The organism is Paenarthrobacter ureafaciens (assembly GCF_004028095.1).
Classification (GTDB): domain Bacteria; phylum Actinomycetota; class Actinomycetes; order Actinomycetales; family Micrococcaceae; genus Arthrobacter; species Arthrobacter ureafaciens.
In genome coordinates this window covers 318147-334402 of the sequence record NZ_SBHM01000006.1, presented here as the reverse complement: position 1 = coordinate 334402, position 16256 = coordinate 318147, and the positions used below count along the sequence as shown (strand labels likewise).

Below are 16256 nucleotides of genomic sequence, written 5' to 3'. Positions count from 1 at the left end.
CGCAACGGGTCCAGGATTCGTGCCCGGAGGGTTCCGGAGCAATCCGCAACGCAACACAGGATACGAGTCATGGACACAGCAGAACGCCAGCCCCGGAAACAGGGCTGGCGTTTTGCGTTGCTGGCGCTGGTGCTCGCGGTGGCCATCAGCGGCCTGGTCCGGTCGCTGTGGATCGACGTCTATTACATCCCGTCCGAATCCATGGAACCGCTCCTGGAAACAGGCGACAGGATCCTTGTATCCAGGACGGCCTTCAGCGATGAACCCATTGCCCGGGGCGACGTCGTGGTTTTCGACGGCCGCGGTTCCTTTGCCCCGCTCAGCAGTGGAAAGGGTCCCTTGGTGGACGCCGTCAACGCCGCCGGGCAGTGGTTCGGCCTGATAGGCAGCGATACCACCTATGTGAAGCGGGTCCTGGGTATTCCCGGTGACCACGTGCAGTGCTGCGATGACGCCGGACGCGTGACGGTCAACGGCCAGGCCGTTGAGGAGCCCTACCTCTTTCCGGGCGACGAGCCGAGTAAGCAAAAGTTCGACGTCGTTGTGCCCGAGGGGCGCTTGTGGCTGATGGGCGACCACCGTTCCCGTTCCGCCGATTCCAGGGCGCTGCTGGGGGCGCCAGGTGGCGGTATGGTTCCGATCGACCGGGTTATCGGTAAGCCGGTCCGGATTATCTGGCCACTTGATAGATTTGCAGAGATGCCTCGCTACCCGCAGGCCACCCCGACAAAGAACGGACACTAAATGCCGGACAGAGTTCCAGAAAATCCCGAGCGGCACGACGACGACGCGCGGCTCTTGGATGGAACCCCCGGCACCGAAGGTGCCACTGAACGGGAAACGGGTACCGAAGGTGCCACTGAACGGGAAACGGGTACCGAAGGTGCCGACGACACCCGGGCTTCGCGTAACGCACGGGGAGGCAAACGCACGCAGAACGTGGCGATTGTGTGGCTCAAGGAAATCGTCACGGTGGTGGCCATCGCGTTGGTGCTGTCTTTCCTCCTGAAGACATTCCTGTTCCGTGCGTTCTGGATTCCGTCCGAGTCGATGGAAGCTACCTTGGACGTCAACGACCGGATCTTCATCAACCTGCTGGTACCGGGGCCCTTCGACGTGGCCCGCGGGGACGTGGTGGTCTTCAAGGACTCCCAGGGGTGGTTGACGCCGATCGAGAAGAAGCCGGCGGGCCCCATGGACTGGGTCGGTGACACCCTTGAGTTCGTTGGCCTCATGGCCGATGACAGCGAACAGCACCTGGTCAAGCGTGTTATTGGACTGCCCGGAGACCATGTGACGTGCTGCGACGCCGGGGGACGGGTGAGCATCAACGGCGTTCCCTTGGACGAGACCTACATCAATCCCGCAGAGGTGCCCACCCCGGACACCTTCGATGTGGTTGTTCCCGAGGGCAAGGTCTGGGTGATGGGGGATAACAGGAACCACTCGGCGGACTCACGCTTGCATCAGGAGGCCAACGGTGGCTTCATCAATATTGAGGATGTGGAGGGCAAAGCGGAAGTCATCGCGTGGCCCATCAGCAGGTGGAGCGTCCTGGACAGCCACTCCGACGTTTTCAAGAATGTACCCGCCGGCACAACAGGTAAGTAGATGGCAACGGCAGCAAACCGAACCAAAGGCACGGCCCCGGCCAAGGCAAAGGCGAAACTCAAAGGCGGCCTGAAGGCCAGGGCGAAGCAGGTTGTGGAATTTCCCACTCTGGACGTCGAACGCACCTTCCTGGCCTCCGGTGCCCGGCTCCTCGCCGGCGTTGACGAGGTGGGCCGGGGTGCGCTGGCAGGTCCGGTAAGTGTTGGAATTGCCGTGGTGAACCTTGAGGATCATCCGCTGCTGGCCGACGTCCGGGACAGCAAGCTCCTCAAGCCCGAGGACAGGGACAGGTTGGAGCCCTTGGTCAGGGAGTGGGCTGTTGCCAGCGCGGTGGGGCATGCCTCGTCGCAGGAAATCGACTCGATCGGGATCATCGCCGCCCTTCGCCTTGCCGGCACCCGGGCATGGTGCGAGATCCTCTCCGGAGGCATCACGCCGGATGTGGTGTTGTTGGATGGCAGCCACAATTGGCTTTCTCCTGAAGTCCAGGTTTCGCTGTTCGACGCGGCGCCGGAGGGGCCCGGCTGTGAGGCTCCGGTCCACACCCGTATCAAGGCGGACATGAGCTGCTTGAGCGTGGCCGCAGCCAGTGTCTTGGCCAAAGTCGCCAGGGACCGCATCATGGTTGATTTGCACGCCGAGGTTCCGGCGTACGGATGGAATGAAAACAAGGGCTACGCCACTCCCGCGCACCGTGAGGTTATCCGGACCCGGGGCCCAAGCGCGTACCACCGGACAAGCTGGCATCTGACGGGCCCGGAGGTCTCTTGACGAGCCGCGGAGTGCCGGCCCGACGCTCCTGGCTTTGTGGATCCGGCCAATGGTGCAAGATGGAACTATGAGCGCCGAAGACCTTGAGAACTACGAAACCGACATGGAGCTGCAGCTCTACCGCGAGTACCGGGATGTGGTCGGGCTGTTCAGCTACGTGGTTGAAACGGAACGGCGTTTCTATCTGGCCAATCACGTGGACCTGCAGGCCCGGAGCGCCGATGGTGAAGTCTACTTCGACCTGACCCTCCAGGATGCCTGGGTTTGGGACGTCTACCGTTCTGCGCGCTTCGTCAAGAACGTCCGCGTGATCACGTTCAAGGACGTGAATGTGGAGGAACTTCCCCGCAACGAGGACCTGGCGCTGCCCAAGGATGGCGACCTGGGGGATCTCGGCAACTAGCTCCCGCTCCACTTTTCCTCCACATTCGTCCCGTGTGGATGGATTGTCCACATAGACGCATCATGAGCTGCCCTCAAAGGTCGCCAGCCGGAAGGCTTGGTGGCGGAGGTGGTGCTCATGCGAGCAAAGGACGTTCTTGGCCGCGAAGGCGAAAGCGTGGCCGCTGCATTTCTTGAAGGCCAGGGAATGCAGGTTGTCGATCGCAATTGGCGGTGCGGGGAAGGCGAAATAGACATCGTCGCCCTTGACGGCGACACCCTGGTCATCGCCGAGGTGAAGACCAGGCGAAACGTGGCCTTCGGCCATCCCTTTGAAGCAGTGGGACCGGAGAAGCTGGCCCGGCTTCATCGGCTGACATCCTCATGGTGCAGGGAACGCGGGGTGAACCCGTCGCGCCGCCGCGTGGACGTCGTGGGCGTTATCCACGACGGCGTGGGGTCACCGCACGTCGAACACCTCCGGGATGTGTGCTGATGGCCGTCGGGCGCAGCTACGGAGTAGCCCTCGTGGGGCTGAACGGCTACATCGTGGAAGTCGAGGCCGATATCGGCCAAACGCTCCCCGCCTTTGTGATCCTGGGTCTTCCGGACGCTGCGTTGAATGAGGCCAAGGAACGGATCCGGTCTGCTGCCAGGAACTCCGGGATTCCCTTGAGCAGGCGGAAGATCACCGCCAACCTGATCCCCGCATCGCTGCCGAAACGGGGTTCGGGGTTTGACCTTGCTATTGCCATGGCGGCATTCCAGGCTGCCGAGGACGTCAGGTCAACCAGCGGCACGGTGTTCATCGCCGAACTGGGCCTGGACGGCAGGCTGAGGCCCGTGAGGGGTATCCTGCCCGCCGTCATGGCTGCGGTGAATGCGGGCTACCCGGACATTGTGGTGGCCGAAGCAAACGCAGCAGAGGCCAGGTTGGTGCCGGGCGCGCACGTCCGCGGGTACACCACGCTCGCGCGGCTGGCCTACGATTTTGGCGCAGATCCCAAAGAGCTGGCTTTGGACTTTGACCCACCAGCGGAGGACGCGCCTGAGGGAGACGGCTGCACGGAAGCCCTGCCGCCCGACCTGAGCGACGTATCCGGCCAATCCGAAGCGCGGCAGGCATTGGAGGTCGCAGCGGCCGGTGGTCACCACATGCTGCTGACCGGACCTCCGGGGGCCGGTAAGACAATGCTCGCAGAACGTCTCCCGGGCCTTCTTCCGGACCTTGGGGACACAGCTGCCATGGAAGTGACGGCAATCCATTCCCTTGCGGCTGTGCGGTCTTCACCCGTGACGTTGATTCGGCGGCCGCCCTTCGAGAGTCCACACCACAGCGCTACAGCAGCCGCGATCATCGGCGGCGGATCGGGCCTGCCCCGCCCCGGGGCGGCTTCGCGGGCACACAGGGGCGTGCTGTTCCTTGACGAAACACCCGAGTTTGAACGCAGGGTCCTCGATGCCCTTCGCCAACCGTTGGAGAACGGGGCCCTCGTCATTCATCGCTCCGCCGGGACAGCTGCCTATCCTGCGCGGTTTCAGCTGGTCTTGGCGGCCAACCCCTGTCCCTGTGGCAATGCTTCCGGCAAGGGCAAAGACTGCACGTGTACGCCGTTGATGCGCAGGAGGTACTTTGGCCGGATGTCCGGCCCCCTGTTGGACCGGGTGGACATCCAGTTGCAGGTGGACCGTGTCTCGATGGCCGATTTCGGGCACAGCGGTACCGAGGAGAGCACATCCGATGTGGCCCTCCGGGTCATGGCGGCCAGGCAGCGTCAGGTGGACCGGCTCCGGGAGTACGGCTTCGAGACCAACGCGCAGGTGCCGGGGCGTGTGCTGCGCGGCGGACTGCGCCTTCAGCCAGGGACCACCAGGATTCTGGACACGGCGCTGGAACGGGGGATCCTGACGGCCCGGGGGTATGACCGCGTCCTCCGTTTGGCATGGACTTTGGCCGACTTGGACCACGCGGATGCGCCGGCACCGGACCACGTCGGGCAAGCCTTGGGCTTGCGCCAAGCGAACGCAATGCCATGAACGGAACATCGAAGGGAGCAACGGAGTTGGCGGAACTGACCGTGCAGGAGAAGGAGCGCATCGCCAGGGCGGCGCTGTCGCGTTTGATGGAACCGCAGGACATCGTCGGGCTGGCGCTGGTGAGGGCTGTAGGCGCCCTTGATGCTCTTGGCATCGCTACCGGAGAGCTCTCAGCGGGTGCCTCAGTGGAGCGGGAAATTACGGCACTCCTCTCGCAGGATGGCACCACCCCAACGTGGACTGGCATGGCCACAAGCCAACGACGCTGGGCGCCGCGCGTCCGTGATCTGGCGCCCGAGCGTGACCTTGCGACGATGAGTAGACTGGGCGGGCGACTGGTCATTCCCGGAGACGAACTGTGGCCTGGACAGCTGGCGGACCTGGGACTTCAGGAACCGTTGTGCCTGTGGTGGCGCGGCCCCGAGCGCCCGATTCCTTCGCCCCGGCGGATCATTGCTGTGGTGGGTTCCCGTGACAGCACCAGCTACGGTGCTTCTGTGGCCGGGGACTTCGCCCATGGCCTGGCCCAGCGCGGCTACTCGGTTGTGTCAGGTGGTGCCTACGGCATCGACGCCCATGCGCATCGGGGTGCTTTGAGCGGCGGCGCCTCCGACATGCCGACCATTGCCGTGATGGCCGGGGGAGTGGACCGCTTCTATCCGGCGGGCAACGAAGATCTGCTGCGGACTGTCACCCATCAGGGAGCGCTGATCGCCGAGGTGCCACCCGGTTCAGCCCCCACCAGATACAGGTTCCTCCAGCGCAACCGTCTGATCGCAGCATTGGCTTCGGTGACGGTCGTGGTCGAGGCCAGATGGCGTTCGGGGGCCCTGAACACCGCCCATCATGCCGAATCCATCGGAAGGATCGTCGCCACCGTTCCCGGTTCCATCCATAGTGCCAACTCCGCCGGATGCCACAGGCTCCTGAGGGACGGCGGAGCGGTGTGCGTCACCGACGTGGGAGAGGTTGCCGAACTGTCCGGCAGGAGCGGCGAATGGATGGCTGCCGACAAAGAGACTCCGGCGGAGCCGCAGGACGGGCTGTCACTTGAGGACCTTATCCTTTTGGATGCGCTGCCACTGCGCTCAGCCAGCTCCGTGGACAAGCTTGCCACCGTGGCAGGGCTGAGCCCCGATGCAGTTCGGGCGGGTTTGGGGCGCTTGGGACTTCTTGGGCTCGCGTCCTCGGAAAGGGGGGCGTGGAAACGGAGCGGGAACGCTTGATGGTCAGAGGCTAGTGCCACGTCCTGCAGCGATCCCGCACCGGACAGTGGCAAAGTGGAAAGGTGGATGGACAATCACTGCCCCCGGAGTTTGGAAGAGCGGCCGAGGGCTTCAGGCGTTATCTGGAAGCGGAGCGGGCCAGGTCGGCCCACACGGTACGGGCTTACATGTCGGATGTTGAGAGCCTTCTTGGCTTCGCGGCACAGGAGGGGACCACTGATCTTCGCTCGGTGGACCTTGGAACGCTCCGCCGTTGGTTGGGTGCGCAAAGCGAATCGGGCATGGCGCGGTCCACCTTGGCCCGCCGGGCCGCGACTGCCAGGTCCTTCACGAAGTGGGCTCTTCGCGAAGAACTGATCCAGAGTGATCCCGCCCTGCGCCTGCAGGCTCCAAAACGCAGCAAGTCATTGCCCGGGGTCCTTCATCAGCGGCAAATCAGCAGGGTGGTCGATGAACTCGATGCCGCCGCCGCGGAGGGGGACCCGCTATCGCTGAGGAACCGTGCCATGGTGGAGTTGCTTTACGCCACTGGCATCCGTGTGGGTGAGCTGACCGGCTTGGACGTCGACGATGTAGACCCTGACCGGCGGACCTTGCGGGTGCTGGGCAAAGGCAATAAGGAGCGCACGGTTCCTTTCGGGGTCCCCGCTGCCGTTGCCCTGGACGACTGGTTGCGACGCGGACGCCCGGACCTGGTTGTCCCCCTGAGCGGTCCCGCGCTTTTCCTGGGGCAGCGCGGCAAGCGCGTGGACCCGCGGCAAGTCAGGAGCGTCGTGGGCAATCTTCTCGAAGCCCTCGGCGACACCGCCGCTACCGGTCCGCACGCCCTGCGCCACAGCGCGGCCACCCATTTGCTGGACGGCGGCGCCGATCTCAGGGCAGTGCAGGAGATCCTCGGTCACAGCAGCCTTGCCACTACCCAGATCTACACACATGTCTCCGTGGAAAGATTGCGCAACAGTTACCGGCAAGCGCACCCGAGAGCCTAGCGCCCGGCAAATGTTGCACTGGCGGAAAAGTGACGTGTACGGCAAAATGTAAGCACCACTGCGGAACCTTCAATTTCAAGTTGAGGGTTCCTTGTTTGCCACAATGAACTCGTGTGCCACAATCGAGCAAAGCGATTCCATTGTGGAAGACTGGTTCTTAATAGCGGCGACCATCGGGTTTGGATCGTCTTCAAATAACTGAATATCCCGCAGGGTTCACGGCATAAGTCAGTGATGTCGTCCATGCAGAGGTCGTTGGGGAAGACGTACCTACAGCTATGGAGGATGGAATGTCTATTGCAACAACCCGCGGTGTCCTGTTCGTGCACTCGGCTCCGACTGCCTTGTGCCCGCACGTGGAATGGGCCATTGGATCGGTCGTGGATAAGCGAACCGATCTTGAGTGGACCCCGCAACCAGCTGCGCCCGGAATGTTCCGGGCCGAATTGTCGTGGGTTGGCCAGCCGGGCACGGGTGCCCAACTGGCCTCTGCGCTCAGGGGCTGGGCACACCTGCGGTACGAAGTGACCGAGGAGCCGAGTCCCGGGGTGGACGGTGCCCGATGGTCCCACACGCCCGAACTCGGAATCTTCCACGCCGTCACCGATGTCCACGGCAACGTCATGGTCAGCGAAGACCGCATTCGTTACGCCTACGAGTCCGGTGCCGGCGATCCTTCGGCGGTCTATCATGAGCTTTCCCTTGCCCTCGGCGAAGCGTGGGACGAAGAGCTCGAACCGTTCCGCCATGCCGGCGAAGGCGCACCTGTTCGCTGGCTGCACCAGGTGGGCTGACTACCTCAAGCCTCCAACGTTCCCATAGCAACCAGCAGGGCCCCCACCATATGCGGTGGGGGCCCTGCTGGTTCTGCGCGTCCTGTTCAAGGACCCGCTTTAGACGTTACGGACCGCGATGACTGCGTTGTGTCCGCCGAATCCGAAGGAGTTGCTCAAGGCCACGATGTCCCCGGCAGGGAGGTCCCGCACCGACGTCACGACGTCAAGGGGGATTTCCGGATCCTGGTTCTCAAGGTTGATGGTTACCGGTGCCTTGCGTTCGTAGACAGCCAGGACCGTGAGGACAGCTTCGACGGCGCCGGATGCACCCAGGAGGTGGCCCATCTGGGACTTCGTGGCCGATACTGCGACGTTGTCCACGTGGGTACCCAGGGCAGCGCGGAGCGCCGTGTACTCCGGCTTGTCGCCCACAGGAGTGGATGTGGCGTGGGCGTTGACGTGAACCACGTCCTCGGCCTGGATGCGGCCGTCGAACATGGCTGCTTTCAGCGCACGGGTAGCACCGAGGCCCTCAGGGTCCGGAGCCGTGATGTGGTAGGCGTCTGCCGTGACCGACGTTCCGGCCAACTCGGCGTAGATGCGTGCGCCACGGGCGATCGCGTGCTCTTCGGCTTCAAGCACCAATGCTCCGGCGCCTTCACCCATCACAAAGCCGTCGCGGTCGATGTCGTAGGGCCTGGAGGCGCGCTCCGGCTCATCGTTACGACGGGAAAGGGCCTGCATGGAGGAGAAGGCAGCCAACGGCATCGGGTGGATAGCCGCTTCGGCACCGCCGCACATGACCACATCGGCCTTGCCCGAACGGATCAGCTCCAAGCCAAGGTGGAGTGCTTCCGTGCCGGAGGCGCAGGCCGAGACGGGCGTGTGGGCTCCGGCGCGGGCCCCCAGGTCGAGGCTCACTGCGGCGGCAACGCCGTTCGGCATCAGCATGGGAACGGTCATGGGCAGGACCCTGCGGGGTCCCTTTTCCTTGAGGGTGTCCCAGGCGTCCAGAAGCGTCCAGACGCCGCCGATGCCGGTGGCGAAGGCCACTGCAAGGCGGTCGTGGTCAATTCCTTCGATTCCTGCGTCTGCCCAGGCCTCGCGCGCGGCGATGACGCCGAACTGGGTTGAGGGGTCCATGCGCTTGGCTTCAACGCGCGTCAGGACGTCCAGTGCGGGTGTCGAGCACCTGGCAGCAAAGTGCACGGGGAGGTCGTACTTGGAAACCCACTCGTCTTCGAGGGTGTGGGCTCCTGAGACCCCTTTCAGCGCGTTCTGCCACATTGTGGGAACATCGCCGCCGATGGGAGTGGTGGCCCCCAGACCGGTTATGACTACTTTGCGTGCCATGCGATCACTCTCTGTCGGATGTGCCGTCCCGCCTGCAGTTCATGCAGGGGCGGCAGAAAAAAACTTTGGGCGGTAATGCGGCTGTGCCGGGCGCAGGATCAGCAACCCCGGCCCGGCACAGCTGGTGCCAGGACTAGGCCTGTGCGTTTGCGATGAAGCTGACGGCGTCGCCCACGGTCTTGAGGTTCTTGACCTCTTCATCCGGGATGCGGACGCCGAACTTCTCTTCGGCGTTGACCACGATGGTCATCATGGAGATGGAGTCGATGTCCAGGTCCTCGGTGAAGGACTTGTCCAGTTCCACGGCTTCGGTGGCAAGGCCGGTCTCTTCGTTGACGATTTCAGCCAGGCCGGCCAGGATTTCTTCGTTGCTAGCCATGATTGGCTCCTTTTCTTGTTGTGCCGGCTGCTGCCGGAAAGGGGGCAAACCGCGATTACGGTTTGGGTTTTGACTGCGTATTCAGTTGGCTGGAGACACGGCTCCGGTTACGGCAGCACGATCACTTGGGCGCCGAAGACCAAGCCGGCGCCGAAACCGATCTGCAACGCCAGGCCTCCGCTCAGGCCCGGGTTCTCCTGAAGGAGCCGGTGGGTGGCCAAGGGGATGGAAGCCGCGGACGTGTTGCCTGCTTGGGCGATGTCACGTGCAACGACCACCGACTCGGGCAGCTTCAGCTTCTTGACCATCTCGTCGATGATGCGCATGTTCGCTTGGTGGGGGACAAAAGCAGCCAGGTCGCTTGCTTCGATGCCAGCGGCATCCAGCGCCTGCTGGGCTACCTTCGCCATTTCCCAGACTGCCCAGCGGAAGACGGTCTGGCCGTCCTGGCGCAGGGTGGGCCACACGTCCTGGGTGGCGGAGAGGATGGCGGGATCGTCTGTCTCGTCCGAGTGGCGGGCTGATTCGCCCAGCTTCCTGACTTCGTCCAGCGAGTGGGTCATGCCGATGGCGTTCCACTTGCTGCCGTCCGATCCCCAGACAGACGGGCCAATGCCCGGAGTGTCCGAAGGTCCCACCACGACGGCGCCGGCGCCGTCGCCGAGGAGGAACGAGATGGTGCGTTCATGGTTGTCGATGACGTCCGAAAGTTTCTCGGCACCAACCACCAGGACGTAGTCGGCGGCTCCGGACCGCACCAGCGCATCCGCCTGGGCAACCCCGTAGCAGTAACCCGCACAGGCGGCGGAGATGTCAAAGGCAGGTGCCGGCGTCGCGCCTAAACGGTCGGTGAGTGCAGCAGCCGCCGACGGCGTTGCGTACGGGTGGGTGACCGTGGAGACAATGACGGCGCCCAACTGGGATGCCTCAATGCCCGCCTGCTGGAGGGCGTCGCGGGCGGCGCCCTCGGCCATGTCGATCACGCTGACATCGGCAGCGGCGCGATGGCGGGTGATGATGCCGGTGCGCTGGCGGATCCATTCGTCCGAAGAATCAATCCACTGGCAGACGTCGTCATTGGTGACGATGACGTCGGGCCGGTAGGCGCCGATCCCGAGGATACGGCTGTTTTCGTGAACCGGAGCCTTCTTCAATACGGGCGTGCTCATGCTTCTCCCTCCAGTTCGGCAAACAGGGCAAGGGCGGCAGACAGGTCCTCGGGCGTCTTGACTGCCACGGTCTTGACGCCCGGCATGCCGCGCTTTGCGAGACCGGCGAGGGTTCCCGCGGGGGCCAGTTCGATGACGCCGGTAACACCGCGCTCAACCAGGTTCTCCATGCAGAGGTCCCAACGGACCGGCCGGGAGACCTGGGCGATCAGGCTGTCGACGACGGCGGAACCCGCCTTCACTTCCTTGCCGTCGTAGTTGGATAGCAGGGGAACCGTAGGGTCCTGGGGCGAAAGCGAGGGCTTGAGTGCCTCAAGTGCGTCCACTGCCGGTGCCATGTGGGAGGTATGGAAAGCGCCGGCGACCTTGAGCGGGATGACGCGGGCCTTGGCAGGCGGGTTGTCCGCAAGGGCCTTCAACTGCTCGAAGGTGCCGGCAGCGACGGTCTGGCCTGCGCCGTTGACGTTGGCCGGAGTAGCGCCGGAAGCCTCGATGGCTGCGAGGACGTCAGCCGGGTCCCCGCCCAACACGGCACTCATGCCCGTGGGAGTGACGGCCGCAGCGGCTGCCATGCTGTTGGCGCGTTCGCGCACGAACGTCATGGCTTCCTCGTCCGTAAGGACGCCCGCAAGTGCGGAAGCGGTGATTTCACCTACCGAGTGCCCCGCAAGAATAACGGGAAGGGTATTGAGTTCAACGTCGAACAAGGATTTGGCGGCGACGAGGCCCGCGGCCACAATCAGCGGCTGTGCCACGGCAGTGTCCTTGATGGTTTCTTCGTCAGAGGTGGTGCCGTGGGCCTTGAGGTCGATGCCTGCGATCTCGCTCAGCTTGGCCAATTGGCCTTCGACGGAGGGGAGTTCCAGCCAAGGGGCCAGAAAACCTGGGGTCTGGGAGCCCTGTCCAGGGCAGACGATTGCAAGCACGTATCCAGCTTTCCAAATTGCCACGTGATCCACTGGTGTTTCGGTACACCAAGCTCACTGGGTCAGTTTGTAGGAAGTCTACAACGGTTCAGTTCTGTGAACGCGATGCGTGACGGTCGGCAGCGGCCTTCGGTTGGGCTGAAAGGCGCCCCACCACCAAGGCGGTTTGGAGCACGAAGGCTTCCCTCGGCAGCAGGGGATCCCAGCCCGTCACGTCGCAAACACGCTTCAAACGGTAGCGCACCGTGTTGGCATGGACGAACAATTCGCGCGCCGTGGCTTCCAGCGAATGTCCCAGCTCAAGGTAGGTGCCCAGGGTTTCAACCAGCCCGTTCGAGGCGGCCAGCAGGGGGCGGTAGATGTTCTTGATCAAGGACCTTCGCGCTGCGTCATCTCCGGAGACAACACGTTCAGGCAGCAGGTCGTCGGCGGCTACCGGCCGGGGAGCGGACGGCCATGCACGGGCCGCGGTCAGTCCCGCGAAGGCGGCCTGGGCGGAACTGCTGGCCTCGAGCAGGGAGCTGGCCTCGGGGCCGTACACCACCGCGCCGGGGGCAAAGAGTTCGCTCAGTTTTACATAGGCGGTGTCCCGGTCCTGGACTCCGCCGAGAATGAGGATCAAACGGTCGCCCTGGATTCCCACCAGGGCGTCCTCCGCGAAACGTCCGGCCGTGCGGCGGAGTTCGCTGACATAGCTGGCGCTCGGTTCTGAAGGGGAATTGCCCACCATCACCGTGAACCTCTCCTGGGCTTTCCAGCCCAGCGCCGCGATTCTGGAGCGCAGGGCGTCCGTGTTCTCGCCGCGGAGGATGGCGTCCACGATCAGCGCTTCCAGCCGGGTATCCCACGAACCGCGGGATTCGGCCGCGCGGGCATACACGTCGGCTGCAGCGAAAGCCACCTCGCGGGAGTACCTCAGCACTGCTTCGCGCAGGGAAGGCTGGTCGGACTCCGGTGCGATGACCGGAACCTGGTCCTCCACTACCTCCACCACTATCCGGATCAGCTGCAGCGCTTTCTGCAGGCTGATGGAGCGAGTCAGTTCGGTAGGCGCGTTGCCGAAGACGTCGGTCAGGATCCAGGACGGGGAACTCGGCCGCTCATACCAGGTCACAAAAGCCGCGATGCCGTTTTGCGCAACAAGTCCCAGCGCGGAGCGTTCGTCCGAGCTCAACCGGCTGTACCAGGGCAGTGATTTCTCCAGCTGTCGCATGGTGCTGGTGGACAGTTGTCCCACGTTTGCGCGGAGCTGGCGCAAGGTCTCGGCCTTCTCCGGGGACACCGCCGGCGGGGCTGCTTTGCGCTTGGTAGTGGTCTTGGTGGGCTCGGCCATGGAATGAGCATACGGTGCATCAAGACCAAGCTCCATTTGTGCGAAGGCTACAACTTCGCATGGTGCGGCTCACGTCACCGCGTGGCGCTGCAAACGGCGTGCTTAAAGCCCGACGGCGGCCCCCACCTTCCGGTGGAAGCCGCCGTGCGGATTGTTGCCGGGCTTGGCCAGCCGGGGGACTGGCCTGGGCCTTGGCGAAAGGTCAGGCCTCCCCGCCTGCGCCTCCGGTGGTGCCGGCGTTGACGTCAAGCAGCCGGTACTTCGCGATGGCCTTCTCCGTGGCGTCTTCTGCGACTTCGCCCTTGGCGGCGAGAAGTTGCAGGGTTTTGGTGACGATGGAGTGGGTGTCGTTTTTGAAGTAGCGGCGGGCGGCTTGGCGGGTGTCGGAGAAGCCGAAGCCGTCTGCTCCGAGGGAGGCGAAGTCGTTGGGGATGTATTGGCGGATTTGGTCGGGGATGGCTTTCATGTAGTCGGACACGGCGATGACGGGTCCGTTGTGGCCGTGGAGTTGTTCGGTGATGAAGGGGGTGGGTGTTTCCTGGCCGGGGTTGAGGAAGGCGTGTTCTTCGGCGGCGAGTCCGTCGCGTCGGAGTTCGTTCCAGGAGGTTACTGACCAGACGGCCGCGGCGACGCCCCAGTCCTCGTTGAGGATGCGGGCGGCTTCCAGGGCCCAGGGCACGGAGACGCCGGAGGCGAGGATTTGTGCGGTGGGCCGGTTCGGGTCCCCTTCGGGTGCGGGGGCGAGTTGGTAGATGCCTTTGAGGAGTCCGTTGATGTCCAGGTCGGCGGGTTCGGCCGGTTGGGTGATGGGCTCGTTGTAGACGGTGAGGTAGTACATGACGTTCTTATCCGCGTCAGCGTCGTCGCCGTACATTTGTTCGAGTCCGTGGCGGATGATGTGGCCGATTTCGTAGCCGTAGGCGGGGTCGTAGGTGCGCACGGCGGGGTTGGTGGAGGCGAGCAGGGGGGAGTGTCCGTCGGCGTGTTGGAGTCCTTCGCCGGTGAGGGTGGTTCGTCCTGCGGTGGCGCCGATGATGAAGCCGCGGGTCATTTGGTCTGCTGCGGCCCAGAAGGAGTCTCCGGTGCGTTGGAAGCCGAACATGGAGTAGAAGACGTAGATCGGGACCAGGGGTTCGCCGTGGGTGGCGTAGGAGGTTCCGGCGGCGGTGAATGCTGCGACGGCTCCGGCTTCGTTGATGCCGGGGTGGATCAGTTGTCCGGCGGGGGATTCTTTGTAGGCCAGGACGAGGTCGCGGTCCACGGAGAGGTAGTTCTGGCCTTTGGGGTTGTAGATTTTCGCGGTCGGGAAGAACGCGTCCATGCCGAAGGTGCGTGATTCGTCCGGGACGACCGGGACGAGGCGGTGGCCGAAGTTTTTATCGCGCATGAGGTCTTTGAGCAGGCGCACGAAGGCCATGGTGGTCGCGGCTTGTTGTTTCCCGGATCCGCGTTTGGCGATGTCGTAGGATTTGGCTTCGGGCAGGGTCACGGGGGTGTGGCCGGGGCGGCGTTCGGGCAGGAATCCGCCCAGTGCTTTGCGGCGTTCCATGAGGTACTGGATTTCCGGGGCGTCCATGCCGGGGTGGTAGTACGGGGGCCGGTAGAGGTCCGCGTCGAGTTGTTCGTCGCTGATCGGGATGCGCAGGTGGTCACGGAAGGCTTTGAGGTCTTCCATGGTCAGTTTCTTCATTTGGTGGGTCGCGTTGCGGCCCTCGAAGTGCGGGCCCAGGCCGTAGCCCTTGACGGTTTTGGCCAGGATGACGGTGGGTTTGCCCTTGAACTCGGTCGCTGCCTTGTACGCGGCGTAGACCTTGCGGTAGTCATGGCCGCCGCGTTTGAGGTTCCAGATCTGTTCATCGCTCAGGTCCGCGACCATGTCCTTGGTCTGCGGGGTGCGGCCGAAGAAGTGTTCGCGGACGAACCCGCCGGATTCGGCCTTGTAGGTCTGGTAGTCCCCGTCGGCGGTTTCGTTCATGAGTTTGACCAGCGCACCGTCGTGGTCCGCTTCCAGGAGGGAGTCCCATTCCCGGCCCCAGACGACCTTGATCACGTTCCAGCCCGCGCCGCGGAAGAACGCTTCGAGTTCCTGCATGATCTTGCCGTTGCCGCGCACCGGCCCGTCCAGGCGCTGGAGGTTGCAGTTGATCACGAAGTTCAGGTTGTCCAGGTTCTCGTTCGCTGCCAGCTGCAGCAAACCCCGCGATTCGGGCTCGTCCATTTCCCCGTCACCAAGGAACGCCCAGACCTGCTGGTCGGAGGTGTCCTTGATCCCGCGGTTATGCAGGTACCGGTTGGACTGGGCCTGGTAGATCGCGTTCATCGGGCCGATACCCATCGACACGGTCGGGAATTCCCAGAACCCCGGCATCAGGCGCGGGTGCGGGTAGGAAGACAGGGCATGGCCTTCCTTGGACTTCTCCTGCCGGAACCCGTCCAGATCCTCCTCGCTCAACCGCCCTTCCATGAACGCACGCGCGTACATGCCCGGGGACGCGTGGCCCTGGAAAAACACCTGGTCCCCGCCCGAAGGATGGTCCTTGCCGCGGAAGAAGTGATTGAAACCCACCTCATACAACGTCGCCGCGCCCGCGTACGTGGAAATATGCCCGCCCACCCCGATATCGGAGCGCTGCGCCCGGTGAACCATCACCGCCGCGTTCCACCGCATATACGCCCGGTACCGGCGCTCGAACTCCTCATTACCCGGGAACTCAGCCTCCTGATCCACCGGAATCGTGTTCACGTAATCAGTAGTGGTCACCATCGGAACACCCACGCTCCGGGCACCGGCACGCTGGAGCAACGAACGCATAATGAACTGCGCACGCTCAGTACCCTGCTCAGCGATCAACGCATCAAGGGACTCAATCCACTCCGCAGTCTCTTCCGGATCACGATCAGGCAGCTGGGCAGTCAACCCGCTGAGGATGTGTGAGGTCTCTTCTCCTGCAGCCACGTCCAACCTTCCTTTAGGCGCATCCATCGGCGCCTCAGGTCCGGCAGGGTAACTGCCCGTCATGAACGCGTCGTGTGCGACATCTCGGTTTCAACAGCCCGGTCGGATGCGCCGGGCAGGTCTTGTGAGCGAATGGCTGTCCATAGTGGATTTCTTCGGGGCGGTCGCCCTGCAGCCAAAGCGCTCATGGCCACTCTAGCTTTCGCGGCGCTGGTATGCGTAGCCGCACCCGTTCACAGGCGTTGTATGTCACACCCGGACGTGTGGCATGGCCGGATACACGGAGTTTCCGCGCGGGCAAAAGCCCTCGGAGTAAGGTGGAAAGTGGCCGCCCGCAGCTGCGACGGCT

15 protein-coding genes are annotated in these 16256 nt (G+C 63.8%); 9 read left to right on the top strand and 6 right to left on the bottom strand.

Annotation, left to right across the window (positions count from 1 at the left end; all coding sequences use genetic code 11):
• Positions 1 to 69 precede the first annotated feature (69 nt).
• The 9 genes from lepB (AUR_RS02655) (at position 70) to AUR_RS02615 (ending at position 7809) form a co-directional block, all read left to right on the top strand.
• Positions 70 to 744, top strand: a complete 675-nt coding sequence (gene lepB / locus AUR_RS02655; protein ID WP_021470796.1) for a signal peptidase I — start codon at positions 70 to 72, stop codon at positions 742 to 744.
• Positions 745 to 1611 carry a signal peptidase I gene (gene lepB / locus AUR_RS02650; protein ID WP_062097035.1) on the top strand — a complete coding sequence of 289 codons (867 nt, stop codon included), beginning with the start codon at positions 745 to 747 and terminating at the stop codon, positions 1609 to 1611.
• Positions 1612 to 2382, top strand: coding sequence for a ribonuclease HII (locus AUR_RS02645; protein WP_021470794.1), 771 nt, complete (start codon positions 1612 to 1614; stop codon positions 2380 to 2382).
• 67 nt (positions 2383 to 2449) lie between these two features.
• Entirely contained in the window at positions 2450 to 2785 is a 336-nt protein-coding gene (locus tag AUR_RS02640; RefSeq protein ID WP_021470793.1) for a DUF2469 domain-containing protein, read from the top strand.
• A gap of 108 nt (positions 2786 to 2893) precedes the next feature.
• Positions 2894 to 3259: a YraN family protein gene (locus tag AUR_RS02635; protein ID WP_170828544.1), complete on the top strand. Its 366-nt coding sequence runs from the start codon at positions 2894 to 2896 to the stop codon at positions 3257 to 3259.
• Entirely contained in the window at positions 3259 to 4800 is a 1542-nt protein-coding gene (locus tag AUR_RS02630; protein WP_062097031.1) for a YifB family Mg chelatase-like AAA ATPase, read from the top strand. Before AUR_RS02635 ends, AUR_RS02630 begins: the two co-directional genes overlap by 1 nt.
• Entirely contained in the window at positions 4797 to 6026 is a 1230-nt protein-coding gene (gene dprA / locus AUR_RS02625) for a DNA-processing protein DprA (protein ID WP_062097029.1), read from the top strand. Before AUR_RS02630 ends, dprA begins: the two co-directional genes overlap by 4 nt.
• A 62-nt stretch (positions 6027 to 6088) precedes the next feature.
• Positions 6089 to 7015, top strand: coding sequence for a tyrosine recombinase XerC (locus AUR_RS02620; protein ID WP_062097027.1), 927 nt, complete (start codon positions 6089 to 6091; stop codon positions 7013 to 7015).
• A gap of 290 nt (positions 7016 to 7305) precedes the next feature.
• Entirely contained in the window at positions 7306 to 7809 is a 504-nt protein-coding gene (locus AUR_RS02615; RefSeq protein WP_021474391.1) for a DUF3145 domain-containing protein, read from the top strand.
• A gap of 99 nt (positions 7810 to 7908) precedes the next feature.
• Here the strand turns inward: AUR_RS02615 and AUR_RS02610 are convergent, their stop codons facing one another.
• The 6 genes from AUR_RS02610 to aceE form a co-directional block, all read right to left on the bottom strand.
• Positions 7909 to 9144 carry a beta-ketoacyl-[acyl-carrier-protein] synthase family protein gene (locus tag AUR_RS02610; RefSeq protein WP_062097025.1) on the bottom strand — a complete coding sequence of 412 codons (1236 nt, stop codon included), beginning with the start codon at positions 9142 to 9144 and terminating at the stop codon, positions 7909 to 7911.
• A 133-nt stretch (positions 9145 to 9277) separates the two neighbouring features.
• Positions 9278 to 9523 (bottom strand): acyl carrier protein, encoded by a 246-nt coding sequence (locus tag AUR_RS02605; protein WP_011692310.1) that lies wholly within the window; start codon positions 9521 to 9523, stop codon positions 9278 to 9280.
• A gap of 107 nt (positions 9524 to 9630) precedes the next feature.
• Positions 9631 to 10692, bottom strand: a complete 1062-nt coding sequence (locus AUR_RS02600) for a beta-ketoacyl-ACP synthase III (RefSeq protein WP_021474394.1) — start codon at positions 10690 to 10692, stop codon at positions 9631 to 9633.
• Positions 10689 to 11618 carry an ACP S-malonyltransferase gene (locus AUR_RS02595; protein ID WP_206616214.1) on the bottom strand — a complete coding sequence of 310 codons (930 nt, stop codon included), beginning with the start codon at positions 11616 to 11618 and terminating at the stop codon, positions 10689 to 10691. Before AUR_RS02595 ends, AUR_RS02600 begins: the two co-directional genes overlap by 4 nt.
• A gap of 88 nt (positions 11619 to 11706) precedes the next feature.
• A complete protein-coding gene (locus AUR_RS02590; RefSeq protein WP_021474396.1) occupies positions 11707 to 12951 on the bottom strand; it encodes a PucR family transcriptional regulator in 1245 nt (414 codons plus the stop codon).
• 202 nt (positions 12952 to 13153) lie between these two features.
• On the bottom strand, positions 13154 to 15934 hold the full coding sequence (gene aceE, locus AUR_RS02585) for a pyruvate dehydrogenase (acetyl-transferring), homodimeric type (RefSeq protein WP_206616218.1): 2781 nt from the start codon (positions 15932 to 15934) through the stop codon (positions 13154 to 13156).
• Positions 15935 to 16256: the final 322 nt, after the last annotated feature.

What these genes read in the sequence shown, in the direction of transcription:
- lepB (WP_021470796.1), top strand. Translation starts at nt 70, where the DNA reads ATGGACACAGCAGAACGCCAGCCCCGGAAACAGGGCTGGCGTTTTGCG.
- lepB (WP_062097035.1), top strand. Translation starts at nt 745, where the DNA reads ATGCCGGACAGAGTTCCAGAAAATCCCGAGCGGCACGACGACGACGCG.
- AUR_RS02645 (WP_021470794.1), top strand. Translation starts at nt 1,612, where the DNA reads ATGGCAACGGCAGCAAACCGAACCAAAGGCACGGCCCCGGCCAAGGCA.
- AUR_RS02640 (WP_021470793.1), top strand. Translation starts at nt 2,450, where the DNA reads ATGAGCGCCGAAGACCTTGAGAACTACGAAACCGACATGGAGCTGCAG.
- AUR_RS02630 (WP_062097031.1), top strand. Translation starts at nt 3,259, where the DNA reads ATGGCCGTCGGGCGCAGCTACGGAGTAGCCCTCGTGGGGCTGAACGGC.
- dprA (WP_062097029.1), top strand. Translation starts at nt 4,797, where the DNA reads ATGAACGGAACATCGAAGGGAGCAACGGAGTTGGCGGAACTGACCGTG.
- AUR_RS02615 (WP_021474391.1), top strand. Translation starts at nt 7,306, where the DNA reads ATGTCTATTGCAACAACCCGCGGTGTCCTGTTCGTGCACTCGGCTCCG.
- AUR_RS02610 (WP_062097025.1), bottom strand. Translation starts at nt 9,144, where the DNA reads ATGGCACGCAAAGTAGTCATAACCGGTCTGGGGGCCACCACTCCCATC.
- AUR_RS02605 (WP_011692310.1), bottom strand. Translation starts at nt 9,523, where the DNA reads ATGGCTAGCAACGAAGAAATCCTGGCCGGCCTGGCTGAAATCGTCAAC.
- AUR_RS02600 (WP_021474394.1), bottom strand. Translation starts at nt 10,692, where the DNA reads ATGAGCACGCCCGTATTGAAGAAGGCTCCGGTTCACGAAAACAGCCGT.
- AUR_RS02590 (WP_021474396.1), bottom strand. Translation starts at nt 12,951, where the DNA reads ATGGCCGAGCCCACCAAGACCACTACCAAGCGCAAAGCAGCCCCGCCG.
- aceE (WP_206616218.1), bottom strand. Translation starts at nt 15,934, where the DNA reads ATGGATGCGCCTAAAGGAAGGTTGGACGTGGCTGCAGGAGAAGAGACC.